The 25,445-nt window shown below is 60.0% G+C and carries 20 protein-coding genes and 2 pseudogenes; 16 read left to right on the top strand and 6 right to left on the bottom strand.

The window, feature by feature from the left end; all coding sequences use genetic code 11:
• Nucleotides 1–669 (top strand): annotated as a pseudogene (locus tag CY658_RS01120) (arsenic resistance protein); the annotation flags it as partial.
• A 272-nt stretch (nt 670–941) separates the two neighbouring features.
• Here CY658_RS01120 and CY658_RS01115 read toward each other — a convergent pair.
• The 3 genes from CY658_RS01115 to CY658_RS01105 all read right to left on the bottom strand — a co-directional run bounded on the left by CY658_RS01115 (nt 942) and on the right by CY658_RS01105 (nt 3,667).
• Nucleotides 942–2,270, bottom strand: a complete 1,329-nt coding sequence (locus CY658_RS01115) for a heavy metal sensor histidine kinase (RefSeq protein WP_257884608.1) — start codon at nt 2,268–2,270, stop codon at nt 942–944.
• On the bottom strand, nt 2,267–2,950 hold the full coding sequence (locus CY658_RS01110) for a heavy metal response regulator transcription factor (RefSeq protein WP_101488484.1): 684 nt from the start codon (nt 2,948–2,950) through the stop codon (nt 2,267–2,269). The genes CY658_RS01115 and CY658_RS01110 overlap by 4 nt, the downstream gene beginning before the upstream one ends.
• Before the next feature lie 396 nt (nt 2,951–3,346).
• Nucleotides 3,347–3,667, bottom strand: coding sequence for a helix-turn-helix domain-containing protein (locus tag CY658_RS01105; RefSeq protein ID WP_257884607.1), 321 nt, complete (start codon nt 3,665–3,667; stop codon nt 3,347–3,349).
• 1,427 nt (nt 3,668–5,094) lie between these two features.
• Between CY658_RS01105 and CY658_RS01100 the strand changes: the two genes are divergently transcribed.
• From CY658_RS01100 to CY658_RS01055, 10 genes are all read left to right on the top strand, one after another.
• A complete protein-coding gene (locus CY658_RS01100; protein ID WP_101488482.1) occupies nt 5,095–6,318 on the top strand; it encodes a porin in 1,224 nt (407 codons plus the stop codon).
• Between the two features lie 162 nt (nt 6,319–6,480).
• Nucleotides 6,481–7,419 (top strand): LysR family transcriptional regulator, encoded by a 939-nt coding sequence (locus tag CY658_RS01095; protein ID WP_101488481.1) that lies wholly within the window; start codon nt 6,481–6,483, stop codon nt 7,417–7,419.
• Nucleotides 7,420–8,235: 816 nt separating this feature from the next.
• The gene (locus CY658_RS01085) at nt 8,236–9,954 is read left to right on the top strand and encodes a phosphoethanolamine transferase (protein WP_308217176.1); all 1,719 of its coding nucleotides are present in this window, start codon (nt 8,236–8,238) and stop codon (nt 9,952–9,954) included.
• A 33-nt stretch (nt 9,955–9,987) separates the two neighbouring features.
• A complete protein-coding gene (locus CY658_RS01080; RefSeq protein WP_101488478.1) occupies nt 9,988–10,317 on the top strand; it encodes a zinc ribbon domain-containing protein in 330 nt (109 codons plus the stop codon).
• Nucleotides 10,318–10,407: 90 nt separating this feature from the next.
• Nucleotides 10,408–10,761, top strand: a complete 354-nt coding sequence (locus CY658_RS32315; RefSeq protein WP_143713514.1) for a hypothetical protein — start codon at nt 10,408–10,410, stop codon at nt 10,759–10,761.
• 89 nt (nt 10,762–10,850) lie between these two features.
• Nucleotides 10,851–12,170 (top strand): TolC family protein, encoded by a 1,320-nt coding sequence (locus tag CY658_RS01075; RefSeq protein WP_101488477.1) that lies wholly within the window; start codon nt 10,851–10,853, stop codon nt 12,168–12,170.
• The gene (locus CY658_RS01070) at nt 12,167–13,384 is read left to right on the top strand and encodes an efflux RND transporter periplasmic adaptor subunit (protein WP_101488476.1); all 1,218 of its coding nucleotides are present in this window, start codon (nt 12,167–12,169) and stop codon (nt 13,382–13,384) included. The genes CY658_RS01075 and CY658_RS01070 overlap by 4 nt, the downstream gene beginning before the upstream one ends.
• Before the next feature lie 17 nt (nt 13,385–13,401).
• The gene (locus CY658_RS01065; protein WP_101488475.1) at nt 13,402–16,527 is read left to right on the top strand and encodes an efflux RND transporter permease subunit; all 3,126 of its coding nucleotides are present in this window, start codon (nt 13,402–13,404) and stop codon (nt 16,525–16,527) included.
• On the top strand, nt 16,524–16,862 hold the full coding sequence (locus CY658_RS01060) for a P-II family nitrogen regulator (protein ID WP_101488474.1): 339 nt from the start codon (nt 16,524–16,526) through the stop codon (nt 16,860–16,862). The genes CY658_RS01065 and CY658_RS01060 overlap by 4 nt, the downstream gene beginning before the upstream one ends.
• Nucleotides 16,863–17,366: 504 nt before the next feature.
• Nucleotides 17,367–18,278, top strand: a complete 912-nt coding sequence (locus CY658_RS01055; protein WP_101490162.1) for a cation diffusion facilitator family transporter — start codon at nt 17,367–17,369, stop codon at nt 18,276–18,278.
• A gap of 543 nt (nt 18,279–18,821) precedes the next feature.
• Here the strand turns inward: CY658_RS01055 and CY658_RS01050 are convergent.
• Nucleotides 18,822–19,064 (bottom strand): annotated as a pseudogene (locus CY658_RS01050) (transposase); the annotation flags it as partial.
• A gap of 505 nt (nt 19,065–19,569) precedes the next feature.
• Between CY658_RS01050 and CY658_RS01045 the strand changes: the two are divergent.
• Nucleotides 19,570–21,321: a peptidoglycan D,D-transpeptidase FtsI family protein gene (locus tag CY658_RS01045; RefSeq protein WP_101488473.1), complete on the top strand. Its 1,752-nt coding sequence runs from the start codon at nt 19,570–19,572 to the stop codon at nt 21,319–21,321.
• Nucleotides 21,322–21,534: 213 nt separating this feature from the next.
• Here CY658_RS01045 and CY658_RS01040 read toward each other — a convergent pair whose 3' ends face one another.
• The gene (locus tag CY658_RS01040) at nt 21,535–21,912 is read right to left on the bottom strand and encodes a tyrosine-type recombinase/integrase (RefSeq protein WP_257884605.1); all 378 of its coding nucleotides are present in this window, start codon (nt 21,910–21,912) and stop codon (nt 21,535–21,537) included.
• A gap of 149 nt (nt 21,913–22,061) precedes the next feature.
• Here CY658_RS01040 and CY658_RS01035 point away from each other — a divergent pair, with 149 nt between their 5' ends.
• The 4 genes from CY658_RS01035 (at nt 22,062) to CY658_RS32310 (ending at nt 24,534) form a co-directional block, all read left to right on the top strand.
• On the top strand, nt 22,062–22,322 hold the full coding sequence (locus tag CY658_RS01035; RefSeq protein WP_180838819.1) for a hypothetical protein: 261 nt from the start codon (nt 22,062–22,064) through the stop codon (nt 22,320–22,322).
• Nucleotides 22,323–22,483: 161 nt separating this feature from the next.
• Nucleotides 22,484–23,770 carry a sodium:proton exchanger gene (locus CY658_RS01030; RefSeq protein WP_101488472.1) on the top strand — a complete coding sequence of 429 codons (1,287 nt, stop codon included), beginning with the start codon at nt 22,484–22,486 and terminating at the stop codon, nt 23,768–23,770.
• Between the two features lie 31 nt (nt 23,771–23,801).
• Nucleotides 23,802–24,191, top strand: coding sequence for a copper-binding protein (locus CY658_RS01025; RefSeq protein ID WP_257884604.1), 390 nt, complete (start codon nt 23,802–23,804; stop codon nt 24,189–24,191).
• A 7-nt stretch (nt 24,192–24,198) separates the two neighbouring features.
• A complete protein-coding gene (locus CY658_RS32310) occupies nt 24,199–24,534 on the top strand; it encodes a hypothetical protein (protein ID WP_143713512.1) in 336 nt (111 codons plus the stop codon).
• A gap of 612 nt (nt 24,535–25,146) precedes the next feature.
• Here the strand turns inward: CY658_RS32310 and CY658_RS01020 are convergent.
• Nucleotides 25,147–25,353, bottom strand: a complete 207-nt coding sequence (locus tag CY658_RS01020; RefSeq protein ID WP_101488471.1) for a hypothetical protein — start codon at nt 25,351–25,353, stop codon at nt 25,147–25,149.
• Nucleotides 25,354–25,445 lie beyond the last annotated feature (92 nt).

Here is a 25,445-nt window from a genome sequence, read left to right as displayed (position 1 = left end):
CTGCTGGTGTTGCTGACGCCGTGCATCGATTACGTTGTGACCTTCGCCCACCTTGGCAAAGCCGACGCCAAGCCGCTGCTGGCATCCACTCCCTTGCTGCTGGCCTTGCAAATGGTGCTGCTGCCCGTCTACTTGGGCGTGTTCATGGGTGATGCGGCCGCAGCACTGGTCCACTGGGGTCCGTTCTTGCACGCCTTTGTATGGCTGATCGTCGTGCCGCTGTCACTTGCAGCCGTCTGCCAAGCTTGGGCGGCCCGCTCGGCCGCCGGTGAGCGGGCGGTGGAACGGTTGGGCTTGCTACCCGTACCGGCTACAGCCGCCGTCCTGTTCGTGGTGGTCGCAGCGGTCGCGCCGCAGTTGGGGCTGGCGCTTGATGCTGTGCGAGAGGTGGCCCCAATCTATGTGGGCTTCGCCATCATTGCCCCGATGCTGGGGTGGTGTGCGGCATGCCTCTGTCGCCTACCTTCCGACCAAGGCCGAGCGGTCGCGTTCAGCGCGGCCACACGCAATTCCTTGGTGGTCTTACCACTGGGCTTGGCAATCCCCGGCGCAGTCCCTTGGGTGCCGGCCGTGATCGTGACGCAGACATTGGTGGAGCTGGTCAGCGAGCTGGTCTATGTCAAGGTTGTGCCCCGCTTGGGGTCTCGCACGGTCCGGCAGCCGTCGTAGCCCGCCGATCGGCCGTACCGTTCATGGATCGGCGTTCGCGTCGTAGGCCGCACGCATCGAGATGAACCACGGTGTACTGAGGCCCTCCACAGGGGCTCAGTCAAGACGAGATCGCCGGACGCTTACCCACGTCGGCGCTAACCACGCAATAGAAGTGTGGGCGTGCTAGATCGCACGCATCGCGGGTCTCCTGATGGCTATACGTTCGACTTGGAAGTCGGGGCGGATCCACCGGCCGAGCAAATGCCCGCAAGTAGACATCCGCCACCGACTCAGTCACCGCTCGATTCGGGCTGGGACAGCACAAGCCCGATGCGTGTCACTCCCCCGCCCGAAGAAGCGAACGTTGAACCACCGTGCATGCGAGCAATGGCCGACACAATCGTCAGACCCAGTCCATGGTGGCTGGAGGACCCTGAGCGCGAGCGATCCGCCCGGTAGAAGCGCTCAAACAGATGCGGCAGCGCAGATGGGTCGATCGGCTCTCCGCGGTTATCAACAAAAAGCTTGACCGCTTTCCCCTCTTGCTCGATCGCCACGCGGATAAGGCTCTGCGGCGCGGCGTATCGGATCGCGTTACTGACCAGATTCGAGACGGCGCGCCGTAGCAGGCCAACGTCCACAAGGAGATTTGCGTCACCATCGATCTTCAAAGAAAGCTGAGCGGCCTCTAGCTCGGCCTCATGGAACTCGGCAACTGCGGCAACCTGTTCGGCAATGCTTACAGGTCCGGTTCGCCGTGCACGCGCACCACGATCCGCCTTGGACAGGAAGAGCATGTCCGTCACGATGCCTGAGAGGCGGTGCGCTTCTTCCAATTGGGAGCTCAACGCATCCTGAAGCGCGGCGACGGATCGCGCCTGGCTCAATTCGACTTCTGCCTGTGCGATCATGTTCGCCAAAGGCGTTCTGAGTTCATGCGCGACATCCGCGTTGAATGACTCGAGCTGCTCGTATGCACCTTCAACGCGCTCGAGCAAGGCATTGAACTGGCCCACCCATGGCTGCAGTTCACTTGCGTACTTCGTAGCGTCGATACGGATGCCAGCGTTCTCCGGTCCTGCTTCGGCGGTTTTGGCCGCGAGAAGCTTGAGCTGCTTCAGTCCGCGGCGAACTACCAAGGATCCCGTGAATGCCACCAGCAAAGACCCCAGTGTGGTTGCCAGAAAGAGAGTCCATGCGAGCCGGCGTAGCAACAAGTCATCCTTGGAGACATCGAGTGTCAGTTGCAACTTGACCGACTTGCCCTCGATCGCGAGTCCTTTGAGCATGCGGCTCTGCGTGACCCAGTTGCCTTTGGCGGCTGGACCTGGCGACAGATACGCCCGGTCCTCTCCGACCCAGACTTCTGCAGCTGCATCCGGGTGCGACAGGAAGTAGTCGCCGAGCTTGTGCCGCAAGGCGTCAAGATCGGGAGGATTGCTGGTCTCTTCGACCACATGCTGAACGAGTTCGATATACCTCGCGAACTCTTCCGATTGCTTGAGCTGAAAGCTCCATCGTGTTGCCGCATACACAGCCACGCACACGAAGCTCAAGCCAATCAAAGTCTGTATCGCGAACCAGCGAGACAGCGTTGTCTGGATGGAATTGTCCTTCACGCCGATTCCGATTCTCGCAGCTCGAGGACGTATCCCATCCCTCGAACCGTGTGAAGCAGCTTCACTTCGAAAGGATCGTCGATCTTCATTCGGAGCCGCCTCACCGCCACCTCGACCACGTTGGTATCGCTGTCGAAATTCATTCCCCAGACTTGGTCAGCCAATATGGCTCGGGGAAGAATCTGTCCTTGGCGGCGCAGCAGAAGCGAGAGCAGGGCAAATTCCTTTGCCGTCAGCTCCAGGCGTTTCGAACCCCGTGTCGCCTTGCGTGTGGTGAGATCCAATTGAAGGTCCGCCAGGGCGTAGCGCGTTGTTTCCTGCAGTGTTCCGCGACGCAAAAGGGCCCGGATGCGCGCCTGCAATTCGGAAAAGGCGAAGGGCTTTGCGAGGTAGTCATCTGCACCACTTTCCAAACCCTTGACGCGATCGGCCACATCGTCCCGTGCGGTCAGCATCAACACGGGAATGGAAGAAGACTTGCGGATCGCTTCGAGGATCTTGAAGCCGTCGATGCCTGGCAGCATCACATCCAGGACGATCGCATCGTAGTTGCCCGTCAGCGCCATGCCCAGCCCCTCGGAACCATCGCGAGAGAGATCGACGTTGAAGCCGCTTTCCACCAGGCCCTTGCGCAGGTAGTCCCCCAACTTCGCTTCGTCTTCGATTACTAGTAGGTGCATTTCTTGATCGTAACTTCGCGATGAGAGGGGACGATTACATTTCGGTAATCTACGAATTCTCCTCTGCATAGCGTTTCGCGACCGCAGATCCTCATGCGATAAATGCAACCGCCGCCCTTGTTCGGCGAAATTGACTTGATCACGCCAAACTACCCGTATGGCAGCCTCCCGACGCGGAAGGCACACTACGTGCCTGCCCGTGAGGCACGAACAGGGCTCGCTCCACAATCCAGGTTACGAATCGGATTCGTTGCCGTTCATGGTCAGGCTATAGTTATGAATTGGCCTGTTTAATTAAGGCAAGGGGGCGTCACGCATTGATCTCATGCCACGACAGTAGCGCGTCAAATGCAGGCTTGGCCGAGCACCGCACCCTACGGGATGCGAGAGTGCCTTCTACCTTGAGACAGTCAGTTCCTGGAGCAAACACAAAACCCGCTTACGCCCGTCCCCCCCGAGAGCGTGGAAAAGTCGCAAAAGCTCCGCCTCGTCATCGTCAGCGGCCCAAAAATACGACAGCGGCACACCCAGCACCTGCGCCAAGCGCCTGGACATCAGCACATCCGGCATGTGCCTTCCACGTTCGTATTGGTTAATTCTTGCACTAGCGGAGAACGCGTCCATGCCGGCCGCCACACCCAATCGCTCCTGCGAGAAATCGCTACGCAACCGTGCTACCTTGAGTCGCCGAGAAAACAAAGGCAAAGCAGGGTCCATCTGAGTACCGCTCGCATGTGACATGCTTAGATATTGTAAGTTTATATCCTCCTTTATACCAAGTCCTCCTTCATGCCCGACGTGTAAATACTGTCACAGAGGCACTCGCCGTGAAGCCCGCAGAGGTTTCAACAGATGCATTTCACCGCCAAAGAGACATCTGAAAACTCAGTTTTCGAGCAGCCAGAAGTGAATCTCCAATAGGTTGCATCTGATTCTTTGTCGGGTTGGATTTTGAAAACTGTAGGCCGCCAAACTTCAATCCATGCGCAGGCTGGGCCAGCCGAACGTTGGTAACGCATGCTCAGCCCCCCTCTCCTCCTGAATCAAGATGGTTAAACAACTGATTTTAGAGTACGCCTTCATCGGCTGATGTCTCAGGAAGAGTTGTAAAGCTCTTCCTTCACTTGCTGCGCCCCCTTGTCCACCCATCTGACGAGTTGCTCAATACGCCCTGCATCGGCTGCGCCACGAAGAACAAAATCCGCCCAGTCATGCAGCGAACTGAACGAGCGCGTTCACGCCTTTCTGGGGCGCCAGATCAATGCCGACTACCCGCCAGCGGCTTGGCGCGATCTGCATAATGAAGACGCAAGTGGCTAGCACGCATCGCGATGCGTGCCGTTGATAGTGACCGTTAGGGTGAGCGCTGGCGAGAACCGCCAGGGGCTCGGCCTGACGGTCAGGCCTCAAAGGCCTCGCCCTTTGGACCGAGTTCCGGCACAGCTTGAGCTACCGCGAGCCGCGCAGAGTCAAGTTGGCGACCTGCAACAGCCACGAGAGCTTCAAGGCGGTCGCTGCAAAAGTGCTAGGCCACCCGACAGCGTTGCCCAGCAGTCTGCCGACCTCGCAGAGATCTCCCGCCGAACCACTGACACCCAAGTAACTGCGCCACCTCATCGGCTGCCGTCACTCACAACCGTCAAGTGCGGGACACCATTTACTTACAGCAGACAGGACGGCTGTCCAAGCTGTACGGCGCATCCAAAGGCCGTATGCGATCGAGGCGAATCGGGCAATCGCGCAGCGGAAACCAGGAGCCCAGGAGCCAGAACCGCCAAGGCCGGGCTCGGCCCATTGCCGGCCGGGCTCCACGACCGACCATACGGGGCGCTCGCCCAAGTGCTAGTCAAGTCGGATAGGCCCTGGCCAAAACGGCGCGATACGCTACAGATCCTCGCGAGACAGTACCAGAGCCCCCCAGGCGAGGCGCTGCTCCACTTTTGCGAGCATGTCGCGAATGCACAACAAAAATGCAGAGCCTCCAAGATTTAGGGCGATTTGTTTTGCCCTGTTGCAGCGGCTCTGGTGCAATAGCATCAACTTCCCAAAAGGAGGTTGGCCCGGGGTCCGGTGGGAGCACAAAGTGCCAGTCACGGTGAGCCCTTCGCACCGGAGCCCTATGTTTAACCTTGGAGAAACTTGCAATGAAAAAATCTCTAGTTGCTCTGGCTGCCCTGGCTGTTGCCGGTGTTGCCTCGGCTCAGTCGTCCGTCACGCTGTTTGGTGTGGTCGACGCGTCGATCAGCGGCTACTCGTCCACCTCGCGTGACCTGAACAACGCCACCTTCCTGAACCCGTTCTACCTGAACAAGGGCAGCGTCAAGGTCAGCAGCCGTCAACTGGCCAACGGCGCCTACAACTCCAGCCGTCTGGGCTTCCGTGGTACGGAAGATCTCGGCGGTGGCCTGGCTGCCAGCTTCTGGCTCGAAGCCCCGATCACCAATGACGACGGCGCAACCGGCGTGTCGACGTTTGCTCGTCGCTCGACCGTGAGCCTGTCGGGTGGTTTTGGTGAAGTCCGCCTGGGTCGCGACTACACCCCGACGTTCTGGAACGACACCGTGTTCGATCCGTTCGGCACTGTTGGCGTGGGCACCAACCTGATCTCGACGGCCAGCGGTTTCAACACCGCCGGCGGTGCGGGTGGCTTTGGTGGCAACCCGAACTACGTTCGCGCCAGCAACACCATCGGCTACTTCCTGCCCCCGAACCTGGGTGGCTTCTACGGCCAAGTCCAATACGGCTTCAGCGAGAAGACGAAGTACAGCCCTGGTACCGCTACGCCCAACGTCGCGAACAACTCGCGTACCGGCCGTTACGTCGGCGGTCGCTTCGGCTACGCCAACGGTCCTCTGGACGTTGCGCTGGCTTATGGCAGCAGCACCTCGGGTGACCAGTTTTACGCTGGCGTGACCAACAAGGTCAACACGCTGAACCTGGGCGCTTCGTACGACTTCGGTCCTGCGAAGCTGTTCGGTGAAGTGTCGCGCGTCAAGAACAAGGTCGACTACGAAGTCACCCCGTTTGCTAACGCCGCTGCTGACACCGATCTGACTGGTTACCTGCTGGGTGTGACCGTGCCCGTCGGCGCCGGCCTGATCCGCGCTGCTTACTCGTCGGTCAAGTACGACCTGAACCAGCCCGCAGTGCTGTTCCAGCCGCGTATCGCTGACCCGAAGGCTAACAAGCTGGCTATCGGCTATGTGCACAACCTGTCGAAGCGCACGGCTCTGTACGCCACCGTTGCTCGCGTGAGCAACAAGAACGGTGCAGCTCTGACCGTCGGCGGCCCGGCTTTCTTCTCCGGCGCTGGCTTCACCCCGAAGAGCTCGACCGGCTACGACTTCGGTATCCGTCACGCTTTCTAATTTGATGCTGGCGTAAGCCAGCTTCGGATCGAAAGACTGAAAGCCACCCAGCTTAGGCTAGGTGGCTTTTTTATATGGCGAAATACTTCTGTCTCTAACTTGGTTGACGCATGCCTCCAGACCTCCCAGCGTCTGCACACACTTCAAATTGAAGCTATTTGCATGGAAAATTTCTCTTTAGACGAAAATGGCAAAATTGATGCGAATTCAATTGATTTGAATGATTTGAGAATTTTCACATATGTGGCAATCCTTGGCAGCTTTTCCGCTGCCGCAGAGGAGCTTAATATTCACAAATCGAGTGTGAGCAGAAGCATTGCCAGATTGGAAAAAATTCTAAATACACCACTGCTTCTACGCACAACCCGCAAGGTGCGACTTAGCAAAGCTGGTGCTGTGGTTAAAGAACGAGGGGCTGAAATGCTTCAGCGCATCGATGACACACTTGGCTATGTAGGATCGCTTTCGTTGAAACCTCAGGGACCTTTGACGGTATGTGTTTCAACGGAATTATTTCTTACCGCCGCCATGCGAAATCACATAGGATTTCAATTCTTAAATAGCTGCACTGGTGTGCAGCTGCAATTGAACATTACCTCGGATGATTCGGCCTTGAAGGCGGAGACTACCGACATCGCGATCACTTCGCGCAGTCATCTTGGTTCATCCCATTTAACAAGCATGGGCCACTGGCTATGCGCTTCACCAGAGTACATTGAAAGAAGAGGGCGCCCCTTTTTTGCCACAGACTTAGATCGACATGATTTTATTTTCAACAATTCTGGCGGAATAAATTCAAACCCTTTGTCGGCCACTGGAAGTGTAATTTCCAAGCGTTTGCATGCTCGAGCCACCACGAATGATGTGGAGATTTTTCAATCCTTTGTTTTGCAGGGCTTGGGCATCGGCTGCTTTCCCGCATACATCTGCGAACCATTGATGCAAGAAAATCTCTTGATACGAGTGCTTCCAGACATCATGCTACCTCAATTAGAGATACATATTTCTTATCCAAGCAAACGGGTGAAAGCCCCAGCCGTTCGCGCCTTCTCTCACATTCTCAAGTCGAATCTGCCACCAGCTCCAAGTCCACGCCTTTAGCTTTAAAAATCTCAGGAGCAAGGAATTTTTGCCTCCAGCAAAAAAATTATCAGGTCGATGGCGATTTATTTTTTCAAATTAGACCAATGCCTGCAGGAATTTAATTTTGAAGGGCCACAAGAAGCAACTCGACCTGGGAAAGGCATCATTTCAAACCACACCGGCTCGCAAAAAACAACAAATGGAAAATTGAAAACGCTCCGCCAGATTATGAGATAACTCACAGATTTCGCGAAGCACGCAAACCATACTCAAAAATATTGAACGCAATTTGAAGCCGAACCTCCAATTAACTACCCCAAAGCACAATCACCTCGTCTTCTTTTTTAATCAAAAGCCCATCAATCACTTCAATTCAATTCAATTCAATTCAATTCAATTCAATTCAATTCAATTCAATTCAATTCAATTCAATTCAATTCAATTCAATTCAAGCAGCGTACGCGCAATCAAAATTCAACGCCAATTCAGCTTAAAGCAAGGCCTCCTCGAATACAGAGAAAAATAAAATTCGCAGCAGTCGATTTTACTTTTGACGAAAAACAAACTCCCTTGCGCCAAACACCCTCGCCAGTTCTCGTCGTGCATCCTCAATGACGGATTCATTCATTTGACACTCGCAAGCGAAGAGCTAAAAAGAAAAATTGACTTACTTTCTTTAACTCCTCAGTTGGGCCAATGATTCCATGCCACCCAGCCCTCGTGCTTCTACACGTATTACGCGCCTGTAATGTTGCAGTTCGGCGCTTGTTAGATGTGATTTCTAGAATCGCCCGCCACGACTGACGCGATTGGCAGCCGCCGCCTTCGATCCGCGTGAATGATTTCGACCATGCCCCCCCCCCCCCTCGACAGCCTCCCAGCGCCAACGCACCACTTACCTCCTTGCGGGTAACGAACGTGCCACTCTCCGCAACCTGGGCAAGCGTAGGCACTGCAAGTTGGATTGTTGGTGTAGACAACCTCAGCTTCTGGAGGACGTTCGCGTTGGCACAGGACGGCTTGAGCGCCACCACCGCGGCTTCGACGGTCGGGCTTGGGATCTTTCTTGTGCTGCTTTTCGCCGCAGTCCTGCGACCCTTCGTCGTTGGCAAGGCCGGTATTCTCTTGTTGTGCACACTGTTAGTCACCTCTGCCAGCGTATCGCACTACCTCGATGCCTGGGGCGTGCTCTTCGACAAAGGACTGGTTCGGAACATGATCGAAACGGACACGCGCGAGGTCCGCGAGTTGCTGTCGTTCCCCGCGTTCGTTGATGTGTTCTGGCGGGGCATCTTGCCCGCGGCATTGCTGTGGTTCGTCGGCATTCGCCGGGCCGAATGGAAGCGATCGACGATCCACACGGCGCTGCTGGGTGTGGTGGCGGCCGGCGTCGCCGGCGCCTTGCTTGCCACTTCGTATGGAACCCTGGCATCCACGTTCCGCAACCACCGTGAACTCCGCTTCCAACTCGTGCCGACCAACTACATCAATGCGGTTTACGGCTACCTCAAAGGCGAAGACGTGACATCCGGCGCGATTCTTCCAATCGCACCGGATGCACGTCGTACCCCCTCCCTCTCGCGCCCGCTGGTGCTTGTCCTGATTGTGGGCGAGACCGCACGAGCGGCGAACTTCTCCCTGGGCGGCTATATGCGCGAGACGAATGCGGCCCTCGCCAACCGCGACATCCTGTACTTTCAGAATGTCGTCTCGTGTGGCACCGACACCGCGACATCGTTGCCTTGCATGTTCTCCGGGCTGGGTGCCGAGGAATTCTCCGTGCGGAAGGCGCGTGAGCGCGAGAACGCCCTCGACGTCCTGCTGCGGACAGGTATTTCGGTGCAATGGCTCGACAACAACTCCGGTTGCAAGGGGGTCTGCGCGCGAGTGCCAACCCTGCAGATGCCGACGTCAGGCATCGACGGCCTTTGCGGGGAGGACGCGTGCCAGGACGAAATCCTTGCCCGGTCGCTGGAGGAGCGCCTGAAAGAGGTGAAACAGGACACGGCCATTGTTCTGCACCAGATGGGCAGTCACGGGCCAGCCTACTACCGGCGGTATCCAGCACCTGGCAAATTCCAGCCGACGTGCGATACGAATCGGATCCAGTCTTGCGACCGGCAAGCGCTCGTCAACACCTATGACAACACGATCGAGTACACCAGCCAGAACATCGCTCGGATCGTGGAGGCAGCGCGCGCTCGCGCGCCCGCGATGGACATCGCGGTCCTCTACATCTCGGACCATGGTGAAAGCCTCGGCGAGCGAAACATCTATCTGCACGGGCTTCCGCCGATGCTTGCACCCAGTGAGCAAACGCATGTTCCCATGCTCGCCTGGCTACCGGTTCAGACACAGGATCGCCTGAAATTGCCGATCTCGTGCCTTGCTTCGGTTGCCGGGCAGAAATATTCCCACGACAACCTGTTTTCAACATTGCTTGGGTTTTTCGGCGTCGCCACAGCGGCGTACCGAGCGGATCTGGACGTGTTGGCGATCGCGCGGGCATCTCCGGCATGTGGAAATGCATCGCCGCGCTTGACCTTGAAGTGACTTCATGGTTTCCAATCACTTCATTCCACAGCAATGGGCGCTCCCGCCCTCCAAGGAATCATCATGAGCTTCTTCAGCGACATCTTTCGAAACATGGCAAACGGTGGTCATGCCCGACGTGGGCATGGCCAGTCGAACCGTTCGGGACATCACGGTGGTCGGGAGAGCGGCTATCCCTACGGAGATGCCGATGCGCGCGGTGGCCAGCCCTGCCGTTCGTGCGGGGCACCGTTCCTTCCTGGCGCGAATTTCTGCGCACAATGCGGCGCAGCCCCCGTTGCAGCACGGGTTTGCTCTGGCTGCGCCACCGCCTTGGTGCCAGGTGCGCGCTTTTGCGCAAAGTGCGGCCAGGCGGCGGCGTAAGCTGCGATCCAACGATATCTCCAGAGCCTTTGCCGCAATTTCACGCCCAAGCTCATCGATAAATCTAGCGCCCTCGATACACTTGCGACCATGCGTACGTTCCTCCTAACCCTGCTTCTCGCGATCCTGCCGTTGCAGTTCGCTTGGGGTGCGGCCACGGGTTACTGCAGGCATGAGGCCGGCACTGGTGCCGCGCATTTTGGGCACCATGAGCACCAGGCCAACTCATCTTCAGGTGAAAAAAGCAAAGACCTGAAGCAGAAGACGATCGCCGACAGCGACGACTGCATCGGTTGTCATGCCAGCGTTGCCTATATCGCTCCGGTTCTGTCTCTTCATTTTCTGGCCCCTGTCGGAGGATGGCCCCCGGCGCTCAGCCTTCCTACCTATCGTTCCCCAATCCCCATAGGGCTTGAACGCCCAGCACGAACGCTCGCCCTCTGATCGGCGAGCTCGTTCCTTCTTTTCCTTTTCACGCGACGACAGCTCGCCGAATCTCGCCTTTGGTTGTTTTTCAACGCTAGGAGAATTCGATGCGAATCAAGACGCTGGTCATTGCCAGTGCATTGGCTTTGGCCGTATGGCCCAGCCTCGCGCAAGTCGCGACATCCACCGCCCAAACTGCGCGACCAGCACAACCCCGGCCGGTACTACAGGGATTGAGCCTGACGGAAGTCTGGCGTCTGGCTGAAGAATCCAATCCGGCTTTGAGAGCCAAGCGAGCCGAACTCGCTTCGGCGGAAGGTTCGCGCACCGACGCCAACGCGTTCCTCTATAACAATCCAGTCGTTTCTTTCGATGGCATCCGCCGGACTGTCCCCCAGGAGGGGGCGTCGTCTGAACGGCGTCGCGAGTGGTCGAGCAGCGTTCAACAGACGTTCGAGATCGCAGGCCAGCGAGGCTTTCGCCGCGAAGCTGCCGATGCGGCGCTGACGGCCCTGGAGGAAGAGATCGCCGAGACACGCAGACAGGTTCGCGTCGAGGTGGCGCAGCTGTACTACCGCGTCCTCGCCTTGCAGCAACGCACCGAGCTCGAAGAGCAGGCGCTGGGCCTCTTCGAGAGCACTGCGGCAGCTGTGCAAAAGCGACGCATCGCCGGTGAAGACACCAAGCTGGATTCCAATGTGGCCACGGTCGAGGCCGAGCGCGCCCGCAACCAGTTGGCCGTCGCGAAGGAACAACTGCTCGACGCTCGCGCCGAACTGGCTGCGAAGCTGCAACTCCGCGCGGAAAGTCTTCCACAGGCGAGCGGCGAGCTTCGCCCCACGGCAAGCGCGGCTTACAGCCTCGAGTCCCTGCTGTCTCAGGTCGATAGCCAGCCGCGCCTCCAGGCGCTGCGTGCACGCGAGGAGTCGGCACGGGCCAAGCTGAAGTTGGAGAGCGCCAGCCGCTATCCCGATCTCACTGTCGGCGTCGGTGTGGGACGTGAAGGTGCATCCGGTGCACGCGAACGTCTCACAACCGTTTCGGTCTCCGTGCCGCTGCCATTGTTCAAACGCAATGCCGCCGGCATCGGACAGGCAAGCAGCGCGCTCACCCAAGCCGAGATCTCGCGCAGTGCGGGGGTTCGAGACGCGCAAGCGCAGGTGCAGGCACTCTGGGCCAAGCTGGGGAGCCTGAGGGATCGTGTCACCAGGCTTCAGGAGCGTGTGCTTCCGGCGCTGCTCGATAACCAGCAGCTCTCGGTCAAGTCCCAGCGCGCCGGCCAGATCGGTCTTCTCGAGTTGATCGTGGTGAACAGGCAAGCCCTCGACGCACGCCGCGATCTGATCGACGCGCTCATCGACTATCAATCCACCCGTCTTGCACTGGAGCTGGCCGCTGGCTGGCCTCCTGAAGGAGTCACACCATGAAATTCAGCCCAACCCTGGTCGGTCAGCGCAGTACCGAACGTTCCGCTCTGACCAAGCTTGCCGCAGCGATCTGCGCGGCCTTTGCAGTGATTGCACTTTCCGGTTGCGGAGGCAGCAACGGTTCGGCCGAGAAGCCCGCTGCCGAAGAGAAGGCTACCGAGAAAGAAGGCCTCAAGCTCTCGAAGGAGGAAGCGGATCGCGCTGGCATTGTCCTGGAAGAACTCAAGGCGCAAGCCCTCGCTGACACCGTCACGGTGACAGCGACGATTCGTGCGAACCAGGATCGCATTGCCAGGATTGCGCCTCGCGTCGAAGGCCGCGTTGCCACTGTTGCAGCAAGCCTTGGCGATAATGTTCGAACCGGACAGTCGCTCGCGACCCTGGACAGTTTGGCCGTTGGCGAGGCTTCGTCGGCGTTGAGCCAAGCACGGTCTGCTAAGCGAGTGGCTGACGCGGACTACAAGCGCGCAACTGCCTTGCAGGCAGAAGAGATCATTCCGCAGAAGGATTACCTGCGGGCCAAGGCGGAGCATGAAAAGGCAAGCGCTACGCTCCGCGCCGCAGAGGACCACCTTCGGCTGCTCGGCGTCCCATCGGGCCAGAGCGCAGGCGTGGCCTCCGTCTTCCCTCTGACTTCGCCGCTGGCCGGCACGATCATCGAAAAAAAGGCCGTTGTGGGCGGCCTGGCCGGACCCAGCGATGCCTTGTTCGTCGTCGCGGACCTGTCGACGCTATGGATCGAGGCAAACCTGGCCGAGGCCCAGTTGGCGAAAGTCCGCGTCGGTGCGAAAGCAACCGTCACCGTCGGTGCCTATCCGGACGAGCGCTTCGAAGGACGAGTGACCTACGTTGCAAGCATCCTCGACAAAGAGACGCGTTCGATTCCGGCGCGCATCGAGGTAAAGAACGGTGAGGGTCGCCTCAAGCCTGAGATGTTCGCGACCGCCACCATAGAAAGCCCCTCGCCGCAGTCGGCACCGAAGACTGACGTGCTGACGGTGCCGGACCAGGCCATCGTTCTCATGCAGGGCCAGCCCAACGTTTTCGTCTTTGAAAACGGTGCTTACGAACAACGCGCCATCGATCCCGGCGACAGGCTCGGTACCCGGACGGTGGTGAAGTCAGGCGTAAAGGCCGGCGAACAGGTGGTGAGTGCGGGAACCTATGCCCTCAAGGCACGCGTGCTGAAGTCGCAAATCGGCGACGCACATTGAGGAATCGAAAGTAAAACATGCTCAACGCACTCGTAGACGCGTCGCTTCGATACAAGGTCCTCGTCCTGGTCATCTTTGCCGTCTTGGTCGGACTCGGTGTCCAGGCGTTTCGCAACGTCCCTGTCGATGCCTTCCCCGACGTCACCCCGGTTCAAGTCAACATCTATACGGAGTCTCCGGGCTTGGCCGCGGAGGACGTTGAAAAGCTGCTCACGACACCGATCGAAGGCGCCATGGCTGGCTTGCCGGGCGTCGAAGAAGTGCGCTCGGTCTCGCTCTTTGGCTTGTCCTACGTCGGCGTCTACTTCAAGGACGATGTTGACATCTATTTCGCTCGCCGCTTGGTGGGCGAGAAACTGCAGGAAGCAAAAGGGCGCCTGCCTCAAGGCTATGGCGAACCGGTGCTGGGTCCGAACAGCTCGGGTCTCGGCCAGGTTTTTTGGTACACCGTCGAATCCGAAGACAAGAAGATGAGCACCATGGACCTTCGTACGCTCCATGACTGGACCGTGCGACTGATCCTTCGTACGGCCCCTGGCGTTGACGACATCGTCTCGTGGGGCGGGGAACAGAAGCAGTTCCAGGTTCAGATCGATCCGCGAAAGCTCATCCAGTACAGCGTGAGTTTCAAGGAGGTGATGGAGCGACTCACAGCCAACAACAAGCAGGTTGGAGGCCAATCGATCAGCCTCGGCGCGGAGCAGTTCCTGGTGCGTGGTCTCGGGTTGGTGGGAACTACAAAGGACATCGAGCAGATTGTCATCGCCGAGCGCAACGGCGCGCCTGTGTATGTGCGAAACGTTGCGCAGGTCAAGGAGGCTCCCGCACCCAGATTCGGCGCAGTGACACGAGACGGAAAGGAAGCTGTCTTGGGCATCGCCTTGGCCCGGATCAACGAAAACGCGAAGAACGTAGTGGATGCCGTCAAGGCCAAGCTGGCCGTGGCACAGGCAGCGCTGCCGAAGGGCGTGACGCTGCAGCCTGTGTACGATCGCACCGAGTTGGTCAAGAAAGCCCTGAACACCGCAGAGAGTTCGTTGGTCGAAGGCGCGATCCTTGTCGCCGTGATCCTCTTCCTTTTTCTCGGCGAGTTTCGTTCGGCGATCGTGGTGGTGATCACGCTGCCAATGGCGATGTTGATCGCATTCATCCTGATGCAGCAGTTTGGCGTCTCGGCCAACCTGATGTCCCTTGCCGGCTTGGCGATCGGCACAGGGATGATGGTGGACGGCGCTGTCGTGATGGTCGAGAACGCATTCCGACTTCTGGCGCATGCGAAGGAATCCGGCAGGCCGATTCAGAAGACCCACCTCATCCTGGAAGCGGCACGAGAGGTGGTCAACCCGATCGCATTCGCCATCCTGATCATCATCGTGGTTTTCCTGCCCTTGTTCTCACTCACTGGGCTCGAGGGAAAGCTCTTCAAGCCGATGGCGTACACCATCACGTTCGCCATGGCGGGCTCGCTCCTGCTTTCGCTGACGTTGGTCCCGGTGCTCGCCGCGTTGATCCTGAAGCCCAAAGAGGAGAAGGACACCTTCCTCGTCCGTCGCGCCAAGCGGATCTACCTTCCGCTGTTGGACTGGGCGCTTGAGCGCAAGCGCTTGGTCGTCGGCTCGGCGATCGTCTTGCTGCTCGCCTCGCTAGCGCTGTTCCCATTTCTGGGCAAGGAGTTCATGCCTCAGCTGCAGGAAGGAACGATTCAGTTTCGTGTGACGGGTATTCCTTCCACGTCGCTCGACGAGTCCATCCGCGTGTCCAACGAGGTGAGCGCGGCACTGCACAAGCAATTCCCGCAGATCCGATCTGTGCTCGCGACCATCGGCCGCGCCGAGGGCGGCGAGACCACGGACGTGAACTACATGGAGCTGAATCTGGACACCAAGCCGCCCGGGGAGTGGCCGGAGAAAATTTCTTACGGAAAGCTCGCCTCGGACATGCAGGAGGCGCTCGAAAAAGTGGTGCCCACCGTTGTGTTCGGCGCGACCCAGCCGATTCAGTCCCGCGTCGAGGAGCTGATCTCCGGGGTGCGGGCCACGCTTGCGCTCAAGTTGTACGGAGAGGATCTGGCAACACTCGACAGACTCACCAGCAAGATTCAAGGCGTGCTCGGGAAGATTCCGGGTGTTGCGGACCTGTCGGCCGAAGCCAACAAGGGAAAGCCGCAACTCATCATCAAGGTCAACCGGGACGCCGCGGCGCGCTATGGCATCAACGCGGATGAGATCCTGGAGGTCGTGCAATCCGGCATCGGTGGCAGTGCGGTCTCCACATTGATCGATGGCACCAAGCGTTTTGAAATCGCGGTTCGCCTCTCCGACGAGTTCAGGGTGAGCCCAGCGGCCATCGCCAGCATTCCAATCCGCACGGGTGGCGGGGCGCTGGTGCCTTTCTCGCAGGTCGCATCGATCGAGCTCGACGAGGGGTACTCCTTCATTCGGCGTGAATCTCTGCAGCGCTATTCAGTGCTCCAGATGGACGTCAAGGGCCGCGATGTCGACAGCTTCGTGAAGGAAGCAGATACGCAACTGAAGGCGCAAGTCGAGTTGCCAACCGGCTACTGGATCGAATGGGGCGGCTCCTTCGAGAATCAGCAGCGAGCGATGGCCAGGCTCGGGGTGATCGTTCCGTTGACCATCGGTCTGATCTTTATCCTTCTGTACACCGCCTTCAACTCTGTGCGGCATGCGACGCTCATCATCGCCAACGTGCCGTTCGCAATCATCGGCGGTATCGTCGGCTTGTTTATCAGCGGGCAATACCTGTCGGTCCCCTCGGCCATCGGCTTCATCGCCGTCTTCGGTGTTGCCATGCTGAACGGCATCGTGATGGTGACGTTCCTGAACGATCTGAGGAGACAAGGCCTGCCGATCCGGGAGGCAGTTCAACAGGGGGCCGCGCTGCGGCTGCGCCCTGTGTTGATGACCGCGTCCGTCGCAATCCTTGGCCTCATTCCGATGCTGCTGTCGACCGGCGTCGGTGCGGAGACGCAACGCCCCCTTGCCACGGTGGTGGTGGGTGGCCTCTTCACCTCGACCGCGTTGACATTGCTGATCCTGCCACTGATGTACGAGTGGGCGGAGCAGCGAGCCGAGAGGCGCAAGGCGAAGACTCAAGAAACCTTAGAAGGAGACACACCGTGAAAGAGATCAAGGCTTATGTCCACAGCAACAGGGTCGCGGCTGTGATTGCAGCATTGAAGGGGGCAAGCGCCTGGGGAGACGACGCACGTGGTCGCCTGCACAACCTTACCCTGTACGTCGTGAAGGGATCGTTGACGCCGCTTCACGAGGCTGAGCGTCGCTACTCCATTGAACTTGGCGACGAAGTGGTGAACGAGTACAAGCTCGAACTCCATTGCAATGATGAAGATGTCGATGAGTTCGTGAAGATCATCGCAGCCGCTGCCCATACTGGCCAAGCGGGTGCGGGATGGATATACGTCATGGATGTCGGGTACGCGCAAGCCATCGTTTGACGGTGTCGTTGTGAACAGCTCCGATCCGTACGCCCGTTGTCTCGAGAGGGGTGGTGATCGAGCAGTCGCCTTGCGGGCAAGGCGACTGCTCGTGATGGCTGTGTTCGGCACGGGTTGCGCCGCAAGCTTGGGCGGCTGCGCGAACCTCATGGAGGACGCCGGTGCGTTCCGCGAAGGCTGGCGCACCGCAGAGGTGACCGAGGTGGCCTCCGCGCGTCAACTGCGAGGAGGCGGCCGAACCGATTGCCGACAGACGGCAAGCCCACAACAACTTGCGACGTCGCGCTTCGCTCGCTTGTCGTACCGCTCCGGCGGGTCCAAACACTCACATGTTGTCGTGGTGAGCGACGGCCTCCCCGTCACCTTAGGCGATGTCGTCTTCACCAATGTGATTCGTTGCGGAACCCCCTTGGAAGTTCGATCAAGGCCAACGGCCGATGCGATCAAGACCGGAAGCACGAGTGGCCCTGGCCGGCTTCCCAGCCCCAATCTTTGAAAGCGATCATGGCATCCGGAAACTCTCACTCGCATGTACAAGCCGTATCGGGCCCTGGTCACGAGCGATCCCTGTGGATTGCCCTCGCTCTTACGACGACGTTCATGGTCGCGGAGGTGATCGGAGGACTCGTCACCGGAAGCCTCGCGCTAATCTCCGACGCGGCGCATATGTTCACCGACACGGTGGCGCTCGCTATTTCGCTCGCAGCGATCCAGATCGGTAAGCGCGCAGTAGATACCAAGCGGACCTTCGGCTACTACCGGTTCGAGATCCTGGCGGCGACGTTCAATGCCCTCCTGCTCTTCGGCGTTGCCATCTACATCCTCTATGAAGCTTGGCAACGGATGCGTGCGCCACAAACGGTCGACTCCATCCCGATGCTGATCATTGCGGCACTGGGTCTCGTAGTAAACCTCGTGAGCATGAGATTGCTCTCGTCGGGCAAAGATCGAAGCCTCAATGTCAAGGGCGCCTACCTGGAAGTCTGGAGCGACATGCTCGGGTCGATGGGAGTGATTGTGGGGGCTGTCGTGATCTGGTTCACCGACTGGACGTGGGTCGATTCGGTTATCGCCGTCGCGATTGGATTCTGGGTGTTGCCGCGAACTTGGCTGCTGCTGCGAGACAGCATGAATATTCTTCTCGAGGGTGTGCCGGACGATGTCGATATTGACGAGATCGGGAAGGCGTTGCGCGAATTGCCCGGGGTCGACTCCATTCACGAATTGCACGTCTGGGCTATCTCCAGCGGCAAGGTGAGCTTGAGCGTTCATCTAGTCAGCGCGATCAGTGACTTCGACAGTCTCGTGGCTGAGGGGGCCCGCGTCCTCGCGGAGCGCTTTGATATACACCACTCGACGATTCAACCCGAACGCGTTCCATGCGGTCAGGCGTCGGAAACACATCGGTTCGAGTGATCTCCCGTACCCGAACCATTCTGAATTCGACGGAAAGGAAAGGCCGTGCACCGCACCACAATCGACGACGGATCGCATTTTTTCATGATGCTGGGCCTGTACATCAGCATCCTCGCCATCGGAGCCGTGATCTTTCTTCTCGTTCGATGGTGGAAAGATCGCCGCGACTTTCCAGCGGCACATCGCCGCCCCAAGCAAAAAGCTTGCTCGATCGACTTTCGGGCCGTGACGCCAAGAGGAAAAGCACGCCGGCTCACTAGAGCCACGAGAAACGCAAGAAATAATGCTCGGTGTTCATTGATAGATGAACTCCTGATCGTGGAAAGAAACACCAGTGAAACTAGATCGCAGGTAATAGTCCGCTCGAGGCCGTAGTTGACAATTGAATGGTTTAGGGCAACGCTGAACAAGCGGTCGATTTCAGCGACGCGCTGTTGCGTTGATCGGGAACTCCGAGATGGGAAGGGCTCAACGGCTCGATTGCGAACCGGATTGCGACCATTTCCGGCCCACGCCCGCGCACAGCGGGTGTTGCGGGCGCACTCATGCCATGAGGCGCTGACGCGCCAGGTAGATGTTGGCCAGGCCCAGGGCGACGAACGAGCGTGTGGCGTTCTTGGCCAATCCGCGGTAGCGCACCTTGGTGAAGCCCCATAGCCGCTTGACCACCGCGAAGACGTGCTCCACGCGGGCGCGCACCCTGGACTTGTTGCGATTCTTCGAGCGCTCGGCTTCGTCGATCTCACCGCCTTTGCGCACGCGCTGGTTCGTGAAGTCGCGCGCCTGCGGCGTAAGCGCGCGGTGAAGGCATCTTGATTCGCTGAGAGGCTGCAGGCAGCGTGTCCGCGGTGAATGGTGGTTAAACGGACCAAGTGCAATAAACACAGCGCCCAGTTCAAGGCCGAGGTCTGGGAGGCGTGCCGGCAACCTGAGGCGATCGCGAGGCTGCGACGATTCCGCCTCTGTATCGAGTACCTTTTATCCAGACGGGCTATCTGGTTACGGTTGCTTCGATCGGAGGACACCTACCGCCCACTTCGACTTCCTGGCGGACATGGCACGTCGACTGACGGTTCCTGCCCGCAGCTTTGCTTTGAAATTTTGATGGGGCCTGGCCCCATTTCTCAAGTGCAGAATAGCCCGGTCGCGCGATCGGCTGGAGGCAATCAATTCGTTCTCTCCGACTTGCTCAAAATCTTCAAAGCGGAAAAAAGGCGTACAGGTTATCGGCCGTTGCATGCTCAATCGGCTGGACATCGTGCCGCAAAAAACTATTTCAAGGCTCGCTCAGATGACGTCTCGGCACGGTATTCGATACACCACCAGCCCCTTGCTTGCGAGCAAGACGCCGGTGTGGCGCAGCAAGTTCATCGTCGCGGGCATTGCTTTCGGCTTCCTCGGACTGGCCGGACGCGCCGCGTACGTGCAGGTCTTCAACAACAGCTTTTTCCAGCGGCAGGGCGAAGTGCGCTTCGCACGCACGCTGGAGCTGCCGGCCAACCGCGGCCGCATCCTCGACCGCAACGGCCTCATCCTCGCGTCCAGCGTGGTGGCGCCCAGCATCTGGGCCATTCCCGAGGACATCGAGCGCGACGACCCCGAGGTGCGCGCCAAGCTCAAGCAGGTGGCCAAGCTGCTCGAGATGCCGCAGAAGGACTTCGACAAGAAGCTGCAGGACGAGGACAAAACCTTCGTCTGGATCAAGCGCCAGGTCGACGAGCCCATCGCCAAGCAGATCGCCGCGATGAACCTCAAGGGCATCTACCAGCGCAAGGAATACAAGCGCCAGTACCCCGAGGGCGAGGCGGCCGCGCACGTGGTCGGTTTCACCAACGTCGAAGACAGCGGCCAGGAAGGCATCGAGCTCGCGTTCAACAAGGAGCTGGCCGGCAAGGCCGGCTCACGCCGTGTCATCAAGGACCGCCTGGGCCGCGTGGTCGAGGGCGTGGGCGACATCGTGCCGCCGGTCGAAGGCCGCGACATCCAGTTGAGCGTCGACAGCAAGGTGCAGTTCTTCGCCTACCAGAAGCTGCGCGACGCGGTGACCGCGCGCAAGGCCAAGGCCGGCAGCGTGGTGGTGCTCGACTCGATCACCGGCGAGGTGCTCGCGCTCGCCAACTACCCGAGCTACGTGCCCGACAAGCGCCAGAACCTCACCGGCGAACAGCTGCGCAACCGCGCGCTCACCGACACCTTCGAACCCGGCTCGACGATGAAGCCCATCACCGTCGCCATGGCGCTGGAGGCGGGCCGGATCACGCCAAAAACCGTCATCGATACGACTCCTGGCCAATACCAATTGGGAGGATTCACGATCACCGACACCCACAATAACGGGGCATTGACGGTCGAAGGCGTGATCCAGAAGTCGAGCAACGTGGGCGCACTCAAGATCGCGCAGAAGATGACCCCGCACGAGATGTGGGACACCTACACCGCGCTCGGCTACGGCCAGAAGCCGCAGATCCAGTTCCCCGGCGCGGTCACCGGGCGGCTGCGCCCGTGGAAGACATGGAAGCCGGTCGAGCAGGCCACCATGGCCTACGGCTACGGCCTGTCGGCGTCGTTGTTCCAGATGGCGCATTCGTACACCTCGTTCGCGCACGACGGCTCGATCATCCCCGTCACCATCCTGAAGAACTCCGAGCCGCCGGTCGGTGTGCGGGTGTTCTCGCCTTCCAACGCCTTGGCCGTGCGCAAGATGCTGCAGATGGCGGCCGGCCCCGGCGGCACCGGCACGCGCGCGCAGACGGTCGGCTACTCGGTCGGCGGCAAGTCGGGCACGGCCCACAAGCAGGTCGGCAAGGGCTACGCAAGCAACAAGTACCGCGCCTGGTTCACCGGCATGGCGCCCATCGAGAAGACGCGCATCATCGTCGCGGTGATGATCGACGAGCCCAGCGACGGCCAGTATTTCGGCGGCGTTGCGGCAGCGCCGGTGTTCAGCGAAGTCGTGCAACAGACCCTGCGCATGATGAACGTCGCGCCTGATCTCGCGGTCAAACCCCTGGTGATGACACAGGGTGCCCCCGAGAGTCTTTGATTTGCGCACGCCCACCAGAATCGCGCCATATGCCGTCGTTGCCGAGGCGTCTGCGTCCGGCTCAATCATCTTGACGCCTATGGTCGGCGAGTACGCCGAGAACTCGTCTTAATTTCGTCGCTCGAGGTTAAGTTTTGGCGGGGAAAATGGATTCATGCTCTCATCCGTCACGATGCATGCGCGTGGTGATCCAGTCTTGACGACGGTTTCCGATCAGCGCACTGCGGTTGCCTGCCAGTGATGCGGCAGCAGTTCGGCGACGCGACTGGCCGGCTGCGTGGGCAGCGCCTGAACCACGCTGGCAGCGATGGGCAGGCAGCGCGACTTGTGGAACTTCGTCTGCCGCACGGTGACGGTCGCCTCGTCAAGATCGACGTCGCCTACCTTCAACTGCAATGCCTCGGAGAGTCGGAGGCCCGCAGCAACGATCAAGCCGAAGAGCGTGCAGTACATGAGGGGGCGCAGACTGCCCTTGGGCATCAGGCGGGCGGCGGTCTCCAACAGCGCTTGGATCTCGTCGTCCGTGTAGATGTGGGGCGTCAGCCGGCGATGCCCTCTACCGCGGCAACCGTGGCACCAGGCTCCGCGCACGCGGCCACAACTTGTGCCTTGAACCCAGCGCCGTGTCTGCGCCGCGACTTCGGGTTCACGTCCATAACCGTCCAGTTAGAAGTTAACTGGACAGCATCGTTTAGCCAACGGCTCTACTCAATGTGGGGGCGGCTGGCCGCTTGCTCTTCATGTATGCCGACTACGGCCTGCAGCTCGCGCCGCTGCGCGAAGAGGTCGAGCACCTGGTCAAGACCGCGCGCGAATGGGACGGCCGTTTCTTCAACCTGCAGGTGACGAACGCCACCGAGCGCGCCATGCAACTTCGCGCGCTGTGCACGGCCGCGTCGTCCTCGCTCGCATTCGATCTGCGCTGCAAGGTGGCCAAGGCATCATCGATTTCATGCAGCGCGAGCCCCCCAATCACTGCCGCGCCTTCGAATCCGCAATGAATCGACACCATCGAGCGCCGATAACCAATCGCGAGCGGACTGAGCGTTCGCGCGGTCTACATCGCGACATTGGGACGTCTTTCTGTTTCACCGGTGTCGTGAAGCAGCCTCCAGTACGATGCGATGGCATCATTGATCGGTCTACTCCAACCAGAATACCGATGAAACGATTTCTTCTTGTGCTCGGCATCGCCGTGGCGGCCATCGTGCCGGCGGCAATCTTCCGTTTCAGCGGGTTTCGCCCCAATCCGGTACTGGACACCGCGGTCTTCGGTGTTGCCGTGTTAGCCGCAGGCTTCATGTTGTCCTGGGGCGCCGAGGCGGCGGAGAAACGAATCTCGCAGGGCTTGATTCTCGCCCTCGTTGCCTTGGTGACGGTGCTGCCAGAGTATGCGGTCGACATGTACTACGCGTACCAGGCAGGCAAGGCACCGGAATCCAACTATGTCCACTATGCGGCCGCCAACATGACGGGCGCGAACCGGTTGCTGGTCGGCGTGGCATGGCCGCTGATGGCCATCCTCCATTGGTTTCGAACGCGCGAGCGCAGCATCAGGTTAGCGACGGTCAACGTCGTGGAGATCGGTTTCCTGCTGGTTGCAAGTCTCTACGCGTTCGTGATCGTCCTCAGGAATCGCATCAGCCTCGTCGACACGGTCGTGCTGATCGGTATTTTCGGGGCCTACCTGTGGGTGACCGGGCGCATGCCCAAGGTTGAGTCTGGCCTGGAGGCCGACGACGAGCCCGGACCGGCCGCGGCGCTGGCGACCCTGTCGCCTGCCCGTCAATGGACCTGGATGGGCGGGCTCACGATCGTGGCCGCCGCGGTGATCCTAGTCTCGGCCGAACCGTTCGCCGAATCGATCGTCGCCTCGGGACGGGTGCTGAGGATCGACGAATTCCTGCTCATCCAATGGCTCGCACCCCTGGCCAGCGAGGCGCCCGCCGTCGTGATCGCGGTGCTGTTCGTGCTCTCGGGCCGCGCCGAGGGCGGCCTGACGACTATGATCAGCGACAAGATCAATCAGTGGACGTTGCTGGTCGGTATGCTGCCGCTGGCAATGAGCGTGGGCGCAGGCGCGCTGACGTCGATGCCACTCGACGCGCGCCAGCACGAGGAATTCTTCCTGACCGCGGCGCAGTCCTTGTTCGGCGTGGCGTTGCTGCTGCGCCTGCGTTTCAACCTAGTGTCGGCAATCACGCTCGCGGCGCTGTTCTCGGTTCAGTTGGTGGTGGCCTTCATTTTTCGGGAGGATGCGCAGCGCGCCATCGATGCGCTGACCATGCTCGCCTGGGTTTACCTGGCGCTGGCGGCGGTGATCTTTGTGACTGGTGCGCCGAGCGCGTGGCGCGTAGTCAGCGCGTTGCGCACGGCGGCAACTCGTCAGAGGCTTGAGGCAGCCGCTCCGGCGGGCTCCGGGGCGACGGCCGCCGCACCAAAGAAATAAGAGCCTCACTTGCCGAGTAACGGGAGCCGCCATGACGCACGAGGCCACTTCGATGATCTCCCGCCGGCATCAGCTGGTCTTCCTGTGCGCGTACATCGCTCCAGGGTTCGCTGGCCGCATTCATGCGCAGCCCTCGGCCACTGACTTCATCGCTGGGGAAATCGTCAAGATCGATGCCGAGCGCGGCGAGGTAACGCTGCGCCACGAACCGATCGCACATCTTCACCTACCCGCAAGGACGACGATCTTCCGCTGCGTGGATGCCAGGGTGATCCTTCGGGCCAAGGGGGGCGACAAGGTCCGATTCCGGGCCGACCGCTTCGAGGGGACGCTGCGAGTGACGGCAATCCTGGTGCCGGGTATGGGCGTGCCCGGGGCGGCACCGGGCGCGGCGCCATCGAGTCCAACCTTCAGAAAGTAAACCGAACATGAGCGAGCCCGTGAAACTTCGCCTGGACCTCCCGCTGGTGCTGCCGGATGTCGACGATGCGAATGACCGCTGCGTCACCCGGCTGCTCGACGCGCTGTCGGGCCTGCCCGGACTTGCCGAGGCACATGTCGTGGGGCGTGAGAGCGGCTCGCCACAGCTATGCATCCATTACGACCCCGCCGCCCTTTCACTGACGCGGGTGCGCGAACTGATGCACTCGGTGGGTGGCCCGCTCACGTCCCGGTTTGCCCACCTGGTGCTGCGCACCGGGCCCCCTGCGCAGCATCCGGGGCGCCGATCTCGGCGTCTCGGATACGGTGCGCATCGAGTATGACCGGTCGGTCTCGTCGGAGGACATCTTGCTGGCCAGGGCTGCAGCGTGCGGTGTCCGCGGTTCGGCATCAGCCCGAGTTACGGCAGCAGCGTCGGCACTGAAAGAAACCGGAAGGCACGTCGATTCGCGAGACATACGGATGGTCCTGACCAGCCTGTTGCCGTACCCGGCGGCCATGCCGATGGTGACCAAGGGCACGATCCCGGCCCTGCCCACGCCGGACAAGCTAAGCGGGACGCCGCGACCATGCAGGTCACGATCACGCCGAGGGCAAGGGTTACCATGCCGGTTTCAACCACGCCCACCGCGGCCCTTTTGGCGAAAAGTCGGAGCTGATCTTCGCGGTGCTGGCGGGCTTGTTGCTGCTGGTCGGCTGGCTGGCTAATCGAGCGCCGGCGCCAGGCCCAGGTGACTGCCTACCGCTTGTTATGTCGCGGCCTATTACTTTTCCGGCTTCTTTACCGTCTAGGAGGCCTTCAAAAACCTGCGCACTCGCCGCTTCAAGCTCGACAAGCTGATGCTGATGGCCGCGCTGGGCGCCGGCGCGCTCGGCAAATGGGCCGAAGACGCTTTGCGGCTCCTCCTGTTCAACCTCGGCCATTCGCTGGAACACTACGCCATGGGCTGAGCTGGCCAGGCAATCGAGGCCCTGCTCAACACCAGCCGTGCGCTCTCACGTTCGATCTCGACACGCAAGACAGGCGGCACCTGCTCGTCGCGCCAATGACAGCCGCGATCGATGACCTCGATGTTGAGGTACATCGGCGCGAAATCGAACGCGGGGGTGAATTGAACGGTGCCGTCGAGAAGCCGCTGCACCGCCGCGTTTCGCGCGTGGTTGTCGGCCCGCGCCTACGCGAAGCCTGCTGAGCGTCCTACCGCCTGAGCTCGGGGTGCAACGTTGAAGAGGA

Origin of the sequence: Variovorax sp. RO1 (assembly GCF_002849325.1) — a bacterium.
In the GTDB taxonomy this organism is placed as follows: Bacteria; Pseudomonadota; Gammaproteobacteria; order Burkholderiales; family Burkholderiaceae_C; genus Variovorax.
Note: the sequence above shows the minus strand (reverse complement) of the source record. Positions and strands in the feature narration are given on the sequence as shown.